Below are 13,123 nucleotides of genomic sequence, written 5' to 3'. Positions count from 1 at the left end.
GCGTCGATACGATCGACGGCAGACCACCGCGCCGACGACGCCGCGATCGCCCGCCCCGCCCCGCCCGGTCACCTCCGGCGCGACGCCCCGGAGGACACCCGTGAAGCGATTCCGCCGCAACCAGGCCCGCATGCACCTCGTGATGATGCTGACCCTCACGTTCACGACGGGCATCATCGACGCCGTCGGCTACCTCGGCCTCGACCGCGTCTTCACGGCCAACATGACCGGCAACGTCGTGATCCTCGGGATGGCGATCGCGCAGGCCGACGGCCTGCCGATCGTCGGGCCGGTCGTCGCCCTCGCCGCCTTCCTGCTCGGTGCCGCGATCGGCGGCCGGGTGCTGCGCGGCGGCCGGGCCGGCTGGTCGGGCCGCAGCACCGTCTCGTTCGGCGTGACGGGCGGCGCGCTGCTCGGGCTCGGCATCTCGACCTTCGCCGTCGTGCCCGAGGAGAACACCCCGTGGGCGTTCACGATCACCGGCCTGCTCGGCGCCGCGATGGGCCTCCAGGCCGCGGCCGCCCGCAAGATCGCCGTGGCCGACGTCACGACCGTGGTCGTCACCTCGACGATCGTCGGGCTGGCGTCCGAGTCGAAGCTCGCGGGCGGCACGGGCAAGAACTTCCCGCGCCGCGTGCTCGCCGTCCTGCTGATCCTGGCCGGTGCGGGCGTCGGGGCCCTGCTGCTGCAGGTGCACATCGGCGTCGGCATGGGCGTCGCGGGCGGGCTGACGCTGCTCGTCGCGCTGGCCGGCCACCTGCTGCGCGAGCGCCGTCACGAGCTCGAGGCCCGCGAGGCCGCCGCGACTGCCGCGTCCGGCACCACGGCAGGCGCAGCCGCCTAGGGACGCCCGGGACGATCGCGGCCGTCGTCGTCGAGACCGCCACGCGGTCCGTCGCCGAGCTGCGGACGCGGCTCGTCGTCGAGCCCCGCCGCCGCGGCGTCTGCCTCGGCGCGCTCGGCCTCGATCTGCTCGCGGACCTCGCCGCGGTACCGGGTGCGGCGCACGCGCCTGGTCATGTCGACGATGATCAGCACCGTCGCGACGGCGACGAACGCGATGGCGACGAAGCCCCAGACGCCGGGCGTGACGTCGACGTCGGGCACCGTCGACGGCGGCAGCGTCGCGTCGGGGGTCGACGGCTGCGCGACGAGGCGCACGGCCGCCGTCAGCACGAGGTCACCTGCGGCGCTCATCGGGCCTGCACCCCCACGAGGCCGGTGTCCGGGTCGGCGACGCCGGCGAAGAGGTCGGTCTCGGGCACGGGCGAGTCGACGCGGGACTCGACCAGCTGGAAGTCCTCGGTGGGCCAGGCGGCGACCTGGAGGTCGTGCGGCCAGAAGAAGAAGGCGCTGTCGAGCGGCACCTGGCTGGCGTGCGCGCGCAGGGCCGCGTCGCGGACGGGGAAGAACTCCGACACCGGCACGTGCGTCGTGGCGAGGTCGGGCCGGTCGCTGAAGCGCTCGAGCATCTCGGTGAGGCGCTCGATCAGCGGCGACTCGGGGTCCTCGGCCTTCAGGTGCGTGATCATCGCACCGACGCGGCCGGCGCTGAACATGCGGTCGTAGTAGACCTTGTCGATCTGCCAGGGCTCGCCCGCGGCCGGGTAGCGCGAGGCGTCGGAGGCGGCCCGGAACGCCTCCATCGAGATCTCGTGGGTGCGGATGTGGTCCGGGTGCGGGTAGCCGCCGATCTCGTCGTACGTCACGAGCACCTGGGGCCGGAACCGGCGGATCACCGCGACGAGGGGCTCGGCGCTGATCTCGAGCGGGATGGTCGCGAACGAGTTGACCGCGACGGGCTCGCCCTCGGCGGGCAGCCCGGAGTCGGCGTAGCCGAGCCAGACGTGGTCGATGCCCATCGCCTCCTGGGCAGCTCGCATCTCGTGCACCCGCAGGCCCGCGATGTCGCGTTCTGCGTGCGCCCGCGCCTCGAGCTGCTCGTTGAGGATCGAGCCCTGCTCGCCCCCGGTGCAGCTGACCACGAGCACCTCGGCGCCGAGGCTGCGGTAGTAGGCGTAGGTCGCCGAGCCCTTGCTGGACTCGTCGTCGGGATGGGCGTGGACGGCCAAGAGGCGCAGGGTCACGGGTTCCTCACAATTCGTGCAGGGCAGACGTTGCTACCCTCAGCACAAGGATAATCGGACGGAGTTCCCGTGGCGTCCATGCCCCCCGCACCATCGCCGGCCGCTGCGCCCGAGCAGCCCGTCGGCGGCGCCTCCGACGGCCTGCTCGACGGCGAGACGGCCAGGCTCGACGCCCGCTACGGTCGCAGCAGCGGCACCCGTCGTCGCGGGCGCTGGATCGCCGTCGCGGTCGCCGCCTCCTTCGTCGTGGTCTTCGCCGCGTGGGTCGTCTTCGCCGCCTTCGACGGCGACGGCGCGAAGCTCGAGAGCACCGACGTGGGCTACACCGTGCTCGACGACCGCGCGGTCGACGTGCAGTACACGATCAGCACGCCGCCGGGTGCCGAGGTCAGCTGCGCCGTCCAGGCGCAGAACCAGAAGTTCAGCATCGTGGGCTGGAAGGTCGTGCACCTGCCCGCCTCGAGCACGTACTCCACCACCTACACGACCTCCCTCGCGACCAGCGAACGCGCCGTGACAGGCTTGATCTACGAGTGCTGGCTTCCGTAGACTGCGCGGACACCCACGAGACCGGCCACTCGGCCGGTCTCCTTTTTTCGGTGGGCGTGCCCCGACCGGGCGCGCGGCTCCCGCTCCCGCGGACAGGGCCGCCGCACCAGCAGGCCGCCGCACGGACGGAGACACCATGAGCCAAGACAACGACGCCACCACCTGGCTGACGCCCGACGCCCGCGACCGCCTCCAGGCCGAGCTCGAGACGCTGAGCGGCGAGGGCCGAGCCGAGATCGTCGGCCGCATCGAGGCCGCCCGCGAGGAGGGCGACCTCAAGGAGAACGGCGGCTACCACGCCGCGAAGGACGAGCAGGGCAAGATCGAGGCGCGCATCCGCACCCTCATCAACCTGCTCAAGCACGCGACGGTCGGCGAGTCCACCGCCGCCGACGGCATCGTCGGCCCCGGCACCGTCGTGACCGCGACGATCGCCGGCGACCCCAGCACGTTCCTGCTCGGCAACCGCGAGATCATCGCGCCCGGAAGCGACCTCTCGGTCTACAGCGAGACGAGCCCGCTCGGCCAGGCCATCAACGGGGTCAAGGTCGGCACGACGACCAGCTACACCGCCCCGAACGGCAAGGAGATCACGGTCGCGGTCACCGCGGTCGAGACGTACGTCCCCTGATCGACGCGGTCCCTGAGCCACACGGTCCCCGACCTCGGGGCCGACCACGACGGAGGCCCCTGCTCGGCTGAGCAGGGGCCTCCGTCGTGCCCGGGGCGGGGTGCGGCCGCCTAGAAGTCGACGTTCGGCGTGAAGCCGGCCTCGCGGAGGCGGCGCAGGACGTCCTCGACGTGGTCCGGTCCCCGCGTCTCGACGCTGAGCTCGAGCTCGACCTCGCTGATCTGCAGGCCCCGCTGGTGTCGTGTGTGCAGCACCTCGACGACGTTCGCGTTGGCGTCGGACAGGATCTGCGAGACCCGGGTCAGCTGCCCCGGCCGGTCGGGCAGCCCGACGCGCAGCTTGAGGTAGCGCTCGGCGGCGGCGAGCCCTCGGCTGATGACCCTCTCCATCATGAGCGGGTCGATGTTGCCGCCGCTGAGGACGATCACGGTCGTGCCGAGGTCGCGCACCTGCTCGGTCATCACCGCGGCGACGCCCACGGCGCCGGCCGCCTCGACGACGAGCTTGGCGCGCTCGAGCAGCACCAGCATCGCCCGGGCCGTGTCGTCGTCGCCGACCGTGACGACCTGGTCGACGGTCTGGCGCACGATCTCGAAGTTGAGCACGCCGGGACGGGCGACCGCGATGCCGTCGGCGATGGTCGGCAGGGCCGTGATGTCGGTGCGGACGCCGCTCGCCATCGACACGGCGTAGGGGGCGGCGTTGGCCGCCTGGACGCCGATGACGCGGACCGAGCGCCCGGTCCGCGCGGTCTGCTGCGCCACCGCGCTCGCCACGCCGGCGATCAGGCCGCCGCCGCCGATGGGCACGATGATCGTGTCGACGTCGGGCACCTGCTCGAGGATCTCGAGGCCGAGGGTGCCCTGGCCCGCGACGACGTCGGGGTGGTCGAACGGCGGGATGAGGGCCGCGCCGGTGCTCGCGGCGAACTCGGCGGCAGCGCGCAGCGCCTGCTCGACGTCGTGGCCGCTGAGCACGACGTCGGCGCCGTATTCTCTCGTCGCCTGCAGCTTGGGCAAGGCGACCCCGACGGGCATGAAGATCGTCGCGGCGATGCCCAGCTCGCGGGCGGCGAACGCGACGCCCTGGGCGTGGTTGCCGGCCGACGCCGCGACGACGCCCCGCGACTTCTCCTCGTCGGTCAGCTGCGTCAGGCGGTTGTAGGCGCCCCGGATCTTGTACGAGCCGGTGCGCTGCAGGTTCTCGCACTTGAGGTGCACCGGCGACCCGAGCAGCTCGGCGAGGAACCGCGAGCTCTCCATCGGCGTGACGCGGGCGACGCGCGAGACGCGCTCGCGCGCCTCCTCGATCTCGAGCAGCGTGGGACCGGCGATCGTGAGGTCAGACATCCGTGGCCTTTCCGGGCGAGGTGACGTCGGCGGACGTCGGTCGGGGGGTCGTGCGCCACGAGCCCCTCGCCACGTAGCCGATCATGACGTTCAGGACGGCGATGACGGGCACCGCGAAGAGCGCTCCGGGGATGCCGGCGAGGAGGGCGCCGGCCGCGACGGCGAAGACGACGGCGAGGGGGTGCACCTTGACGGCGCTGCCCATGACGAAGGGCTGCAGGAGGTGCCCCTCGATCTGCTGGACGAGGATCACGACGGCGAGCATCAGCAGCGCGACGACCCAGCCGTTGTAGACGAGCGCGATCACGACCGCGATCGCCCCGGTGGCGACGGCGCCGACGACGGGCACGAACGACCCGAGGAACACGGCGATCGCGATGGGCGCGACGAGAGGCAAGCCGAGCAGCAGGGCGCCGAGCCCGATGCCGACGGCGTCGACGAAGGCCACGAAGATCTGCACCTTGACGAAGTTCGTCAGCGTCAGCCAGCCGGCGCGTCCCGCGCCGTCGACCGCCTCGCGCGCGGCACGCGGGAACAGCCTGACCACCCAGCGCCAGATCTCGCCGCCGCCGACGAGCAGGAAGATCGTCGTGAAGAGCATGAGCACGAGCCCCGCGCCGACGTGGCCCGCCGTCGAGCCGATCGACAGCGCGCCCCGCAGCAGGGGCTGGCTGTCCTGCTGCAGCGCCGCGACCGCGTCGTTCACGTAGCTGTTCAGCTGCCCCTCGGTGAGGTGGAGGGGCGACGCGAGCAGGAAGTCCTTGAGCTCGCCGTAGGAGGCGACGGACCGGTCGCGCAGCATCGGCCAGCCGTCCACGATCTGGAGCACGACGAGGGTGAAGAGCCCCGCGACGACCACCAGGAAGCCGACGAGGCTCACGACTACCGCGACCCACTTCGGCCAGCGGTGCCGCTGCAGCCACCCCGAGAAGGGGACGAGCAGGGCCGAGACGAGCAGGGCGACCAGGAACGGGATGACGATGATGCGGAGCTGGATCACCAGCCAGACGAACACGGCCACGACCGCCACCACGAGCAGGATGCGCCAGGACCACGCGCCGGCGATCACCATGCCGCGCGGCACCGACGGGTCGGGCGCCCACCCCGAGGGGGCGCTCGGGTCGGTCACCTTCTCGGCCACTCCCCGGGGGAGCCTGCTGCGGCGCATCATGCGCTCAGTGTAGGGCGGGCCCGGTGGTGATCCGCCCCGCCGTCCATGCCCCGCTCGGCATGCGTCGAGGAGGCGCGGACCGCCCGACGTCGGAGGTCACGGCTAGCCTCGCACCGTGCCCCGTGACCGCCTCTCCCCTGCCCTCGCCCGCCGTGTCGCCCTGGCGGCGCAGGGCCTCGGCCGGCCGACGGCGGCCCCGGGTTCGACGACCGTGGGCACCCGCCAGCTCACCGGTCTCGTCGACCGGCTCGGTCTGCTGCAGATCGACTCGGTGAACGTCTTCGAGCGCAGCCACCACCTCCCCGTCTTCGCCCGGCTGGGCCAGTACGACCGCGACGCGCTCGACCGGCTGGTGTTCGCGCCTCGCGGCCGGTTCGTTGAGTACTGGGCGCACGAGGCGGCGATCCTGCCGGTCGCGACCTGGCCGCTCATGCGGTGGCGGATGCGCCACTACGACGGCCGCTGGCGGGCCGACGAGGGCTCCTGGCTCTCGACGAAGCCGGAGATGGCCCGCTGGCTGCTCGACGAGATCCGCGAGAAGGGCCCGCTGCCCGCGAGCCTGGTCGAGCACGACGCCGACCTGTTCCCGTCGCCGACCCGCACCGGCCCGTGGTGGGGCTGGGGCGACGTCAAGCGCGGGCTCGAGGCGCTCTTCCGCGTGGGCTCGCTCGTGAGCGCCGGCCGTCGCCGCTTCGAGCGCGTCTACGCGCTGCCCGACCAGGTCCTGCCCGACGCGGTCCTCGGCGTCGAGGTCGACCGGGCCGACGCGCACCGTCAGCTGGTCGCCCACGCAGCCCGCGCCTCCGGCGTCGCGACCGCCTCCGACCTCGCCGACTACTGGCGGCTGAAGGCGGTCGACGTGGTGCCGGCCCTCCGCGAGCTGCACGACGCCGACGTCGTCCGGCCGGTGACGGTCGACGGGTGGACGTCCCCGGCGTGGCTGCACGCCGAAGCACGGCTGCCCCGCCGGCTCGACGCCGACGCCCTGCTGTCGCCGTTCGATCCCGTCGTGTGGCACCGCCCCCGGGCCGAGCGCCTCTTCGGGTTCCGCTACCGCATCGAGATCTACACGCCCCAGGCGAAGCGGGTGCACGGCTACTACGTGCTGCCCGTGCTGCAGGACGACCAGCTCGTCGCCCGCGTCGACCTCAAGAGCGACCGGCAGGCGGGCGTCCTGCGCGTGCAGGCGTCGTGGCACGAGCGTGACCTGCCCGTCGACGTCGAGCGCCTCGCGGCGCTGCTCGGCCGGGCCGCCTCCTGGCAAGGGCTCGACGGGGTCGAGGTCGTCCCTCGAGGCGACCTCGCCGACGAGCTCATGCCCGCCGTCCAGGCCTCGGGCTCCGGCGTGACCTCGGGCTCCGGCGCGGGTCCCGTCCCCGACTAGAAGCGCGTCGCGTTCTCGCGCAGCCGAGCCACCCGGTCGGCGAGCGGGGGGTGCGTGCTGAAGAGGCGGTCCATGACGCCCGGCTTCATCGGGTCGCTGATCCACAGGTGCGACATCGAGGTGCTCTGCTGCTGCATGGGGCGACCGTAGGCGCCGAGCTTCTCGAGCGCGCTGGCCAGCCCCTCGGGGTGGCGGGTCGTGAGCGCCCCGGTCGCGTCGGCGAGGTACTCGCGCTGACGGGACACCGCCGCCTGGACGCCCGCGGCGGCGAGGGGCGCGATGATCATCGCGACGAGCCCGAGCACGAGGAACACGGGGTTCGAGCCCCCGCCGCCGTTCCCGTTGTTGTTGTTGCGTCCCCCGGTGAGTGCGCTGAGGAAGGACATGCGCAGCAGGACGTCGGCCAGGAACCCGACGGCCACGACCAGGCCGAAGACCATGGTCGAGACCCGGATGTCGTAGTTCTTCACGTGGCCCATCTCGTGGGCCATGACGCCCTGCAGCTCGGCGTCGTCCATCAGGGCGAGCAGGCCCGTCGTCGCCGCGACGACCGCGTGCTCGGGGTCACGCCCGGTCGCGAAGGCGTTGGGGGCAGGGTCGACGACGACGTACACCTTCGGCATCGGCATGCCCATGGTGATCGACAGGTTCTCGACCGTCCGCCAGAGACGCGGTGCCGTCGTCGCGTCGACCTCCTGCGCGCCGCTCATCGAGAGCGCCTGGCGACCGGCCGCGAAGTACTGGATCAACGCGTAGACCGCGGCGCCGACGAGGACGACGAACCCGATGGAGGGGCTGTTCCAGAGGGCGGAGGCGGCGAAGCCCAGCGCGCCCACGATGAGCAGGAAGATGAGGACGATGAAGACCGTGTTGCGCTTGTTCCGCGCGATGGCCGAGTACATGGCAGGAGCCCTGGCGGAGGCGCGGCGCTAGAACTGGACGCGCGGCGGCTCGGCGATGGCCGAGGGCTCGGCCACCTCGAAGAAGTCGCGCTCGGTGAAGCCGAGGCGCTTCACGAAGAGCGTGTTCGGGAACGTGCGCGTCTTGGTGTTGAACTCGCGGACGCCGCCGTTGTAGAAGCGGCGTGCGGCCTGGATCTTGTCCTCGGTGTCGACGAGCTCGGACTGCAGCTGCAGGAAGTTCTGGCTCGCCTGGAGCTGCGGGTAGGCCTCCGACACGGCGAAGATGCTCTTCAGCGCCGTCTGCATGTGCCCCTCGGCGGCGGACGCCTCTGCGGGCGTCTGCGCACCCAGGGTCTCGGCCCGCGCCTCCGTGACGTTCTGGAACACCTTGGCCTCGTGCGACGCGTAGCCCTTGACCGACTCGATGATGTTCGGGATCAGGTCGGCCCTGCGCTTCAGCTGGATGGTGATGTCGCTCCACGCCTCGTCGACGCGGACCTTGAGCGTGACCAGGCTGTTGTAGGTCGACCAGAGGTAGATGCCGGCGATCACGACGAGCAGGACGATGATCCCGACGGCGACCAGGGTGGCGATGAGGGCCGGTTGCATGGGTGGTGACTCCTTGGGGATACGGCTCGGGTGGACGCGTCGCGGTCGTCCTCGGGATGCCGGTCGAGGGTCACGTCGATGCGTGGGCCACTATAAATGCGCCGGATGGGGGCTCCCCGTGGACAGGGCGTCTTCGGGGGGAACTCTCGACATCACCTGTCGGATGCCGGACCGTCGTCGCGAACTGGTCCGCGCGACCGATTGACAGGTGCTCACGCACCGTGCTGAATGGGGAGCAGTGCTCGACACCACGACCTCTCCCTCGCCGCGTCCCGCCTCCGTCGCCGGACGCGCGGTCGGCGTGCGCCGACGCACCCGTCGGGCTCGGCTCGCGTGGCTGCTCGTCCTGGGGACCGTGCTGGCCGGGCTCGCCGTGACGGGCGGGCCGGTCGGCCCCGTGGAGGCGGCGGGGGCCCCCACGCAGACGCCGTCGCCCCAGCTCGGGTCGCCGACCCCGACGCCCGGCCCGACGCCCGTCGCCCCGACGGTCGGGCCGGTGGCCGACAGCCCGACGGGCTCCGTCACGGCCTCCGGCGACGCGACCCCCGGGGCCCGTGTCAAGGTCGCGCTCACGAGCAACGGCACCTACCGCGACCTGTGTGCGTCCGTGACGACGACCTCGGGCGGCTCCTGGACCTGCACGGCGACCGTCCCGAGCGGCGCGGGCTGGACCGTGGTCGTCACCGACCTCGACCACACCGACGTCGATCCCGCGACCTCCGCCTCCTTCTCGGTCCTCGCCGCACCGACGGTCGGCTCGGGTCTGCTCGTCGGCGCCAAGCTCGGCGGCACCGCCTTCCCCGGCGCCGTGGTCACCGTGACCTCGGACTCGGGGGCAACCGCGACGGCGACCGCCTCGGCCGACGGCGGCTGGCTCGCCGTGCTGCCCGCGGCGAGCTTCCCCTCCGGCCGCCACGACGTGCGGGCCGTGCAGTCGTCGTCCGCCGTGCCCGCCGTCCCCGTCTCCGCCTCCTCGCGGCCGTCGAGCGTCACCGTCGACCGCGACGCCCCTGCCGCGCCGGTCGTGACGAGCCCGACGTCCGGCCAGCGCGTCGCGGCCCTGCCCCTCGGCGTCTCCGGCACGGGCGAGGCCGGGGCCCTCGCGACGGTCTACGTCGACAGCACGCCGGTCTGCCAGGCGACAGTCTCGGGCGGAGGGACCTGGTCGTGCAGCGCCGGGGGCAGCGAGCTCGCCGACGGTGACCGACTGGTCCAGGCCGCCCTCGTCGACCCGGCCGGGAACTTCGGGCCGCCGAGCGCCGCCGTGCGGGTAACGGTCGGCGCTGCGGCCGCCGCCCCGGCCGCGCCGGGTGCCACGGCGACGCCGCGACCCGGTGCGACGGCGACGCCCTCCCCCGCTCCGGTGCCGCCCCTGACCGCTCCCCCCGGACCGTCCGACGGAGGGTCGACGACCGCGCCTCCTCCGACCGGACCCGGCGGTGAAGGAGGCGCCGGCACGCCCCCCGGCGCCGGCCAGGGAACGCAGACCGGCACCTGGGCGACCGCGACGACGTTCGGCGCTGGTCTGCCCACGCTCGCCCAGACGTTCGGCGGCCCGGTCTGGCCGCTGGGCGCCGCGGTGGCGCTGCTGTTCCTCGTCCTCGTCGCGGGGCCCTCCCGGCTCGCGGCGGCCGCCGCCCGCGGCCGGCTCCGCCCCCGCGCAGCCCGCCTGACCGGTCGCAACCGGTCGTCCGAGCTGCCCACCTCGTTCAACCGGGGCACCGTCGACCCCCGCGTCGCCGCCGGCCTCGCCCTGGCAGGAGGCGCCGCCGCCATCGCCGTGGCCGCGGGCGTCGACGGACAGGTGCAGTACGCGCGTCTCCTCGCGGGGATCGTGCTGGGGCTCGTCGTGCTGAACGGCCTCGTGGTCGTCCTCCCCGCGGTGCTCGTCGCCCGACGCCTCGGCCTCGCCGTCCGTGTCCGGATGTCGCCCGGCCTGCTGCTGGCCGCGGTGGTCGCCTGCGGAGCCACCCGGGTCTTCTCCCTCGATCCCGCGCTCGTGCTCGGCGTGCTGCTCGTCGGGACCCTGGGCGCCGTGCGTCACAGCGGCGGCCACGCCGTCAGCGCGGGACGGAGCCCGGGTCGGCGCGACCGCGGCATCGCCGCGGCGGTCCAGCTCGCTGCGACCGTCGTCGTCCCCGCTGCGGCCTGGGTGCTGCACGGCCTCGTCGACGCACCGGGCGCCTGGCCGCAGCTCGGCCGGGAGGCCCTCGCCACGGTCTGCCTCGCCGGCCTCGGCTCCCTGGTCGTCCAGCTGCTGCCGCTCGGCTCGATGCCGGGACGGCACGTGTGGGCGTGGTCGCCGGGCGTCTACACGGTCCTGGCCGTGGTGGGGGTGTCCGTCGCGGCCGCCGTGTTCGTGGGCGCCCCCTCCTCGTCGTTCCCGCTGCCGGCGCTGCTGCTGGCGAGCCTCGTCGCGGCCCTGCTCGCGGTCGCGGCCTGGCTGTGGGCGACCTACGTGGAGCCGGCCCGCCGCGCGCTCTAGCCGCTCTTCCTTCCCTCCCCCGCCCGAGGCGCGGACGCGAACCGTCAGGACGTGCTGCCTCAGTGGCGCGTCGCAGGCATTCGTGACGGCTCACGCCGAGGGGAAGAGGAGGAGGAGCTGGAGTGCCCCCGCACGGGGACGACGCGGCAGCGTCGTCGGGCCGCGTCAGGGTTCGGATCCCGGCGGGGGCCGGAGCGGAGCGGAGTGCCCCCGCAGGGATTCGAACCCTGACTGAAGCGATTTTAAGTCGCCTGCCTCTGACCGTTGGGCTACGAGGGCGTGCCCCCAGCCTACGATCCAGGTGCCGACACGACGACGCCCGCCGCGCTGGGATCAGCGCGCGGGCGTCGTGAGTGCTGGTCGACTCAGTGCTGGTCGAGTCAGTCGCTGGTCGACAGCGAGCCGCGCCCGGCGTCGGCAGGCACCGCAGCTTCGGCGTCGGCCTTCGCGGCCGGCTTCTTGGCCGCCGGCTTGCGGGCGGGAGCCTTGCGGGCCGGCTTCTCGGCCTCGCCCTCGGCGGGCGCGCCCTTCTCGTCGGCCGGGTTGGCGTAGGCCGGGCCGGGCTCGCCGGCGACCTTGCCGAGCTCGGGCGTCGCAGGGGCGGCCGGGGCGGCGACCTCGGTCTTCGGGCGCGAGGCGAACTCCTCGAAGGCGGCGCGGGGACGCTCGCGGTTGTCGAGCGAGACGATGTCGCGACCGAGCCAGAAGTTGTTCCACCAGCCGGTGGCGACGCGGAACTTGCGCTCGAACGAGGGCATCGCGAGGCCGTGGTAGCCACGGTGCGCGGCCCAGGCCGGCAGGCCCTTGAGCACGAACTTGCCGCTCTGGAACACGCCCACGCCGACGCCGAGGCCGGCGACCGCGCCGAGGTTGTCGTGACGGTAGTCGGCGACGCCCTCGCCGCGCAGCGACGCGGTGATGTTCTTGGCGAGGTGCTTGCCCATGCGGACGGCGTGCTGCGCGTTGGGCACGCAGAAGCCGCCGACGCCCTTGCCGGTGAGGTCGGGGGTGGCCGCGACGTCGCCGCAGGCCCAGGCGTCGGGGACGATCGTCTCGCCGTCGACGACACGGAGGTCGGCCTTGACGGTGATCCGACCCCTCTCTTCGAGCGGCAGGTCGGTGCTGCGCACCATCGGGTTGGCCATGACGCCGGCCGTCCAGACGATCAGGTCGGACTCGAACGACTCGCCCGTCGAGAGCTCGATGACGCCGCCCACGGCGGACTTCAGCTGCGTGTCGAGGTGCACCGTGGCGGCGCGCTCGGCGAGGTTCTTGAGCACCCAGTGGCTGGTCTCGAGCGACACCTCGGGCATGATCCGGCCCATGGCCTCGACGAGGTGGAAGTGCGTGTCGTCGATGGTGAGCTGCGGGTACTTCTTGAGCAGGTCGCTGGCGAAGCTGCGCAGCTCGGCGAACACCTCGATGCCGGCGAAGCCGCCACCGACGACCGTGACGGTCAGCAGACGGTCGCGTGCGGCACCGGCGGGCAGGTTCGCGGCCGCCGCGAAGTTGGTGAGGAGCTTGTCGCGGATCGCCGCCGCCTCCTCGATGGTCTTGAGACCGATCGCCTCGTCGGCGACGCCCGGGATCGGGAACGTGCGCGACACGGCGCCGGCGGTCATGACGACCTGGTCGTAGTCGACCGTCCACGGGTCGCCGACCTCGGGCGTGATCGTCGCCGTCTTCGTGGCGTGGTCGACCTTGGTGACCTTGGCCGTGACGACGTTCGTCTTCTTCAGGTGACGACGCAGCGAGACGACCGCGTGACGCGGCTCGATGGAGCCGGCTGCCACCTCCGGGAGGAACGGCTGGTACGTCATGTACGGCAGCGGGTCGACGATCGTGACCTCCGCCTCCCCGGCGCGCAGCCACTTCTCGAGCTTCCAGGCTGTGTAGAAACCGGCGTAGCCGCCGCCGACGATCAGGATCTTGGGCACAGGGGTGAACTCCTCGAGG

Annotated in this window: 12 protein-coding genes and 1 tRNA gene; 5 read left to right on the top strand and 8 right to left on the bottom strand. The window is 73.1% G+C overall.

The window, feature by feature from the left end; all coding sequences use genetic code 11:
* The first annotated feature begins 100 nt into the window (after positions 1 to 100).
* Positions 101 to 844 carry a DUF1275 family protein gene (locus EDF20_RS09505; protein WP_243833430.1) on the top strand — a complete coding sequence of 248 codons (744 nt, stop codon included), beginning with the start codon at positions 101 to 103 and terminating at the stop codon, positions 842 to 844.
* Here EDF20_RS09505 and EDF20_RS15895 read toward each other — a convergent pair.
* Together EDF20_RS15895 and mca are read right to left on the bottom strand one after the other, a co-directional pair.
* A complete protein-coding gene (locus tag EDF20_RS15895) occupies positions 841 to 1,197 on the bottom strand; it encodes a hypothetical protein (protein WP_208292615.1) in 357 nt (118 codons plus the stop codon). The two genes, EDF20_RS09505 and EDF20_RS15895, sit on opposite strands and share 4 nt — an antisense overlap.
* The gene (gene mca / locus EDF20_RS09495; protein ID WP_192169742.1) at positions 1,194 to 2,087 is read right to left on the bottom strand and encodes a mycothiol conjugate amidase Mca; all 894 of its coding nucleotides are present in this window, start codon (positions 2,085 to 2,087) and stop codon (positions 1,194 to 1,196) included. Before mca ends, EDF20_RS15895 begins: the two co-directional genes overlap by 4 nt.
* A 78-nt stretch (positions 2,088 to 2,165) precedes the next feature.
* Here mca and EDF20_RS09490 point away from each other — a divergent pair, with 78 nt between their 5' ends.
* Positions 2,166 to 2,636 carry a DUF4307 domain-containing protein gene (locus tag EDF20_RS09490; RefSeq protein WP_133738484.1) on the top strand — a complete coding sequence of 157 codons (471 nt, stop codon included), beginning with the start codon at positions 2,166 to 2,168 and terminating at the stop codon, positions 2,634 to 2,636.
* Positions 2,637 to 2,772: 136 nt separating this feature from the next.
* Positions 2,773 to 3,267 carry a transcription elongation factor GreA gene (gene greA / locus EDF20_RS09485; RefSeq protein WP_133738483.1) on the top strand — a complete coding sequence of 165 codons (495 nt, stop codon included), beginning with the start codon at positions 2,773 to 2,775 and terminating at the stop codon, positions 3,265 to 3,267.
* A gap of 110 nt (positions 3,268 to 3,377) precedes the next feature.
* Here greA and ilvA read toward each other — a convergent pair whose 3' ends face one another.
* Positions 3,378 to 4,616, bottom strand: a complete 1,239-nt coding sequence (gene ilvA, locus EDF20_RS09480) for a threonine ammonia-lyase (RefSeq protein WP_123548066.1) — start codon at positions 4,614 to 4,616, stop codon at positions 3,378 to 3,380.
* The gene (locus EDF20_RS09475; protein WP_133738482.1) at positions 4,609 to 5,787 is read right to left on the bottom strand and encodes an AI-2E family transporter; all 1,179 of its coding nucleotides are present in this window, start codon (positions 5,785 to 5,787) and stop codon (positions 4,609 to 4,611) included. Before EDF20_RS09475 ends, ilvA begins: the two co-directional genes overlap by 8 nt.
* 115 nt (positions 5,788 to 5,902) lie before the next feature.
* Between EDF20_RS09475 and EDF20_RS09470 the strand changes: the two genes are divergently transcribed.
* Complete coding sequence (locus EDF20_RS09470; RefSeq protein ID WP_133738481.1) at positions 5,903 to 7,171, top strand: crosslink repair DNA glycosylase YcaQ family protein; 1,269 nt, start codon at positions 5,903 to 5,905, stop codon at positions 7,169 to 7,171.
* Here EDF20_RS09470 and EDF20_RS09465 read toward each other — a convergent pair.
* Together EDF20_RS09465 and EDF20_RS09460 are read right to left on the bottom strand one after the other, a co-directional pair.
* On the bottom strand, positions 7,168 to 8,073 hold the full coding sequence (locus tag EDF20_RS09465; protein WP_133738480.1) for a M48 family metalloprotease: 906 nt from the start codon (positions 8,071 to 8,073) through the stop codon (positions 7,168 to 7,170). The genes EDF20_RS09470 and EDF20_RS09465 overlap by 4 nt on opposite strands.
* 27 nt (positions 8,074 to 8,100) lie before the next feature.
* Positions 8,101 to 8,667 (bottom strand): LemA family protein, encoded by a 567-nt coding sequence (locus tag EDF20_RS09460; RefSeq protein ID WP_133738730.1) that lies wholly within the window; start codon positions 8,665 to 8,667, stop codon positions 8,101 to 8,103.
* A 253-nt stretch (positions 8,668 to 8,920) separates the two neighbouring features.
* On the opposite strand from EDF20_RS09460, the gene EDF20_RS09455 reads away from it, so the two are divergent.
* Complete coding sequence (locus EDF20_RS09455; protein WP_133738479.1) at positions 8,921 to 11,167, top strand: hypothetical protein; 2,247 nt, start codon at positions 8,921 to 8,923, stop codon at positions 11,165 to 11,167.
* A 205-nt stretch (positions 11,168 to 11,372) separates the two neighbouring features.
* Here the strand turns inward: EDF20_RS09455 and EDF20_RS09450 are convergent.
* Both EDF20_RS09450 and EDF20_RS09445 read right to left on the bottom strand, forming a co-directional pair.
* Positions 11,373 to 11,446 (bottom strand) — tRNA-Leu (locus tag EDF20_RS09450).
* A gap of 101 nt (positions 11,447 to 11,547) precedes the next feature.
* Positions 11,548 to 13,104, bottom strand: a complete 1,557-nt coding sequence (locus tag EDF20_RS09445) for an FAD-dependent oxidoreductase (RefSeq protein ID WP_133738729.1) — start codon at positions 13,102 to 13,104, stop codon at positions 11,548 to 11,550.
* Between the last annotated feature and the right edge of the window lie 19 nt (positions 13,105 to 13,123).

The sequence above is a fragment of the Frigoribacterium sp. PhB116 genome, from assembly GCF_004364285.1.
In the GTDB taxonomy this organism is placed as follows: domain Bacteria; phylum Actinomycetota; class Actinomycetes; order Actinomycetales; family Microbacteriaceae; genus Frigoribacterium.
The sequence above is the reverse complement of the archived record's forward strand: the minus strand, read 5'-3'. Positions and strand labels throughout refer to the sequence as shown.

Excerpts from the sequence above, each read along its gene's own strand:
- EDF20_RS09465 (WP_133738480.1), bottom strand. The coding sequence starts at position 8,073 with ATGTACTCGGCCATCGCGCGGAACAAGCGCAACACGGTCTTCATCGTC.
- EDF20_RS09490 (WP_133738484.1), top strand. The coding sequence starts at position 2,166 with ATGCCCCCCGCACCATCGCCGGCCGCTGCGCCCGAGCAGCCCGTCGGC.
- EDF20_RS15895 (WP_208292615.1), bottom strand. The coding sequence starts at position 1,197 with ATGAGCGCCGCAGGTGACCTCGTGCTGACGGCGGCCGTGCGCCTCGTC.
- greA (WP_133738483.1), top strand. The coding sequence starts at position 2,773 with ATGAGCCAAGACAACGACGCCACCACCTGGCTGACGCCCGACGCCCGC.
- ilvA (WP_123548066.1), bottom strand. The coding sequence starts at position 4,616 with ATGTCTGACCTCACGATCGCCGGTCCCACGCTGCTCGAGATCGAGGAG.
- EDF20_RS09475 (WP_133738482.1), bottom strand. The coding sequence starts at position 5,787 with ATGATGCGCCGCAGCAGGCTCCCCCGGGGAGTGGCCGAGAAGGTGACC.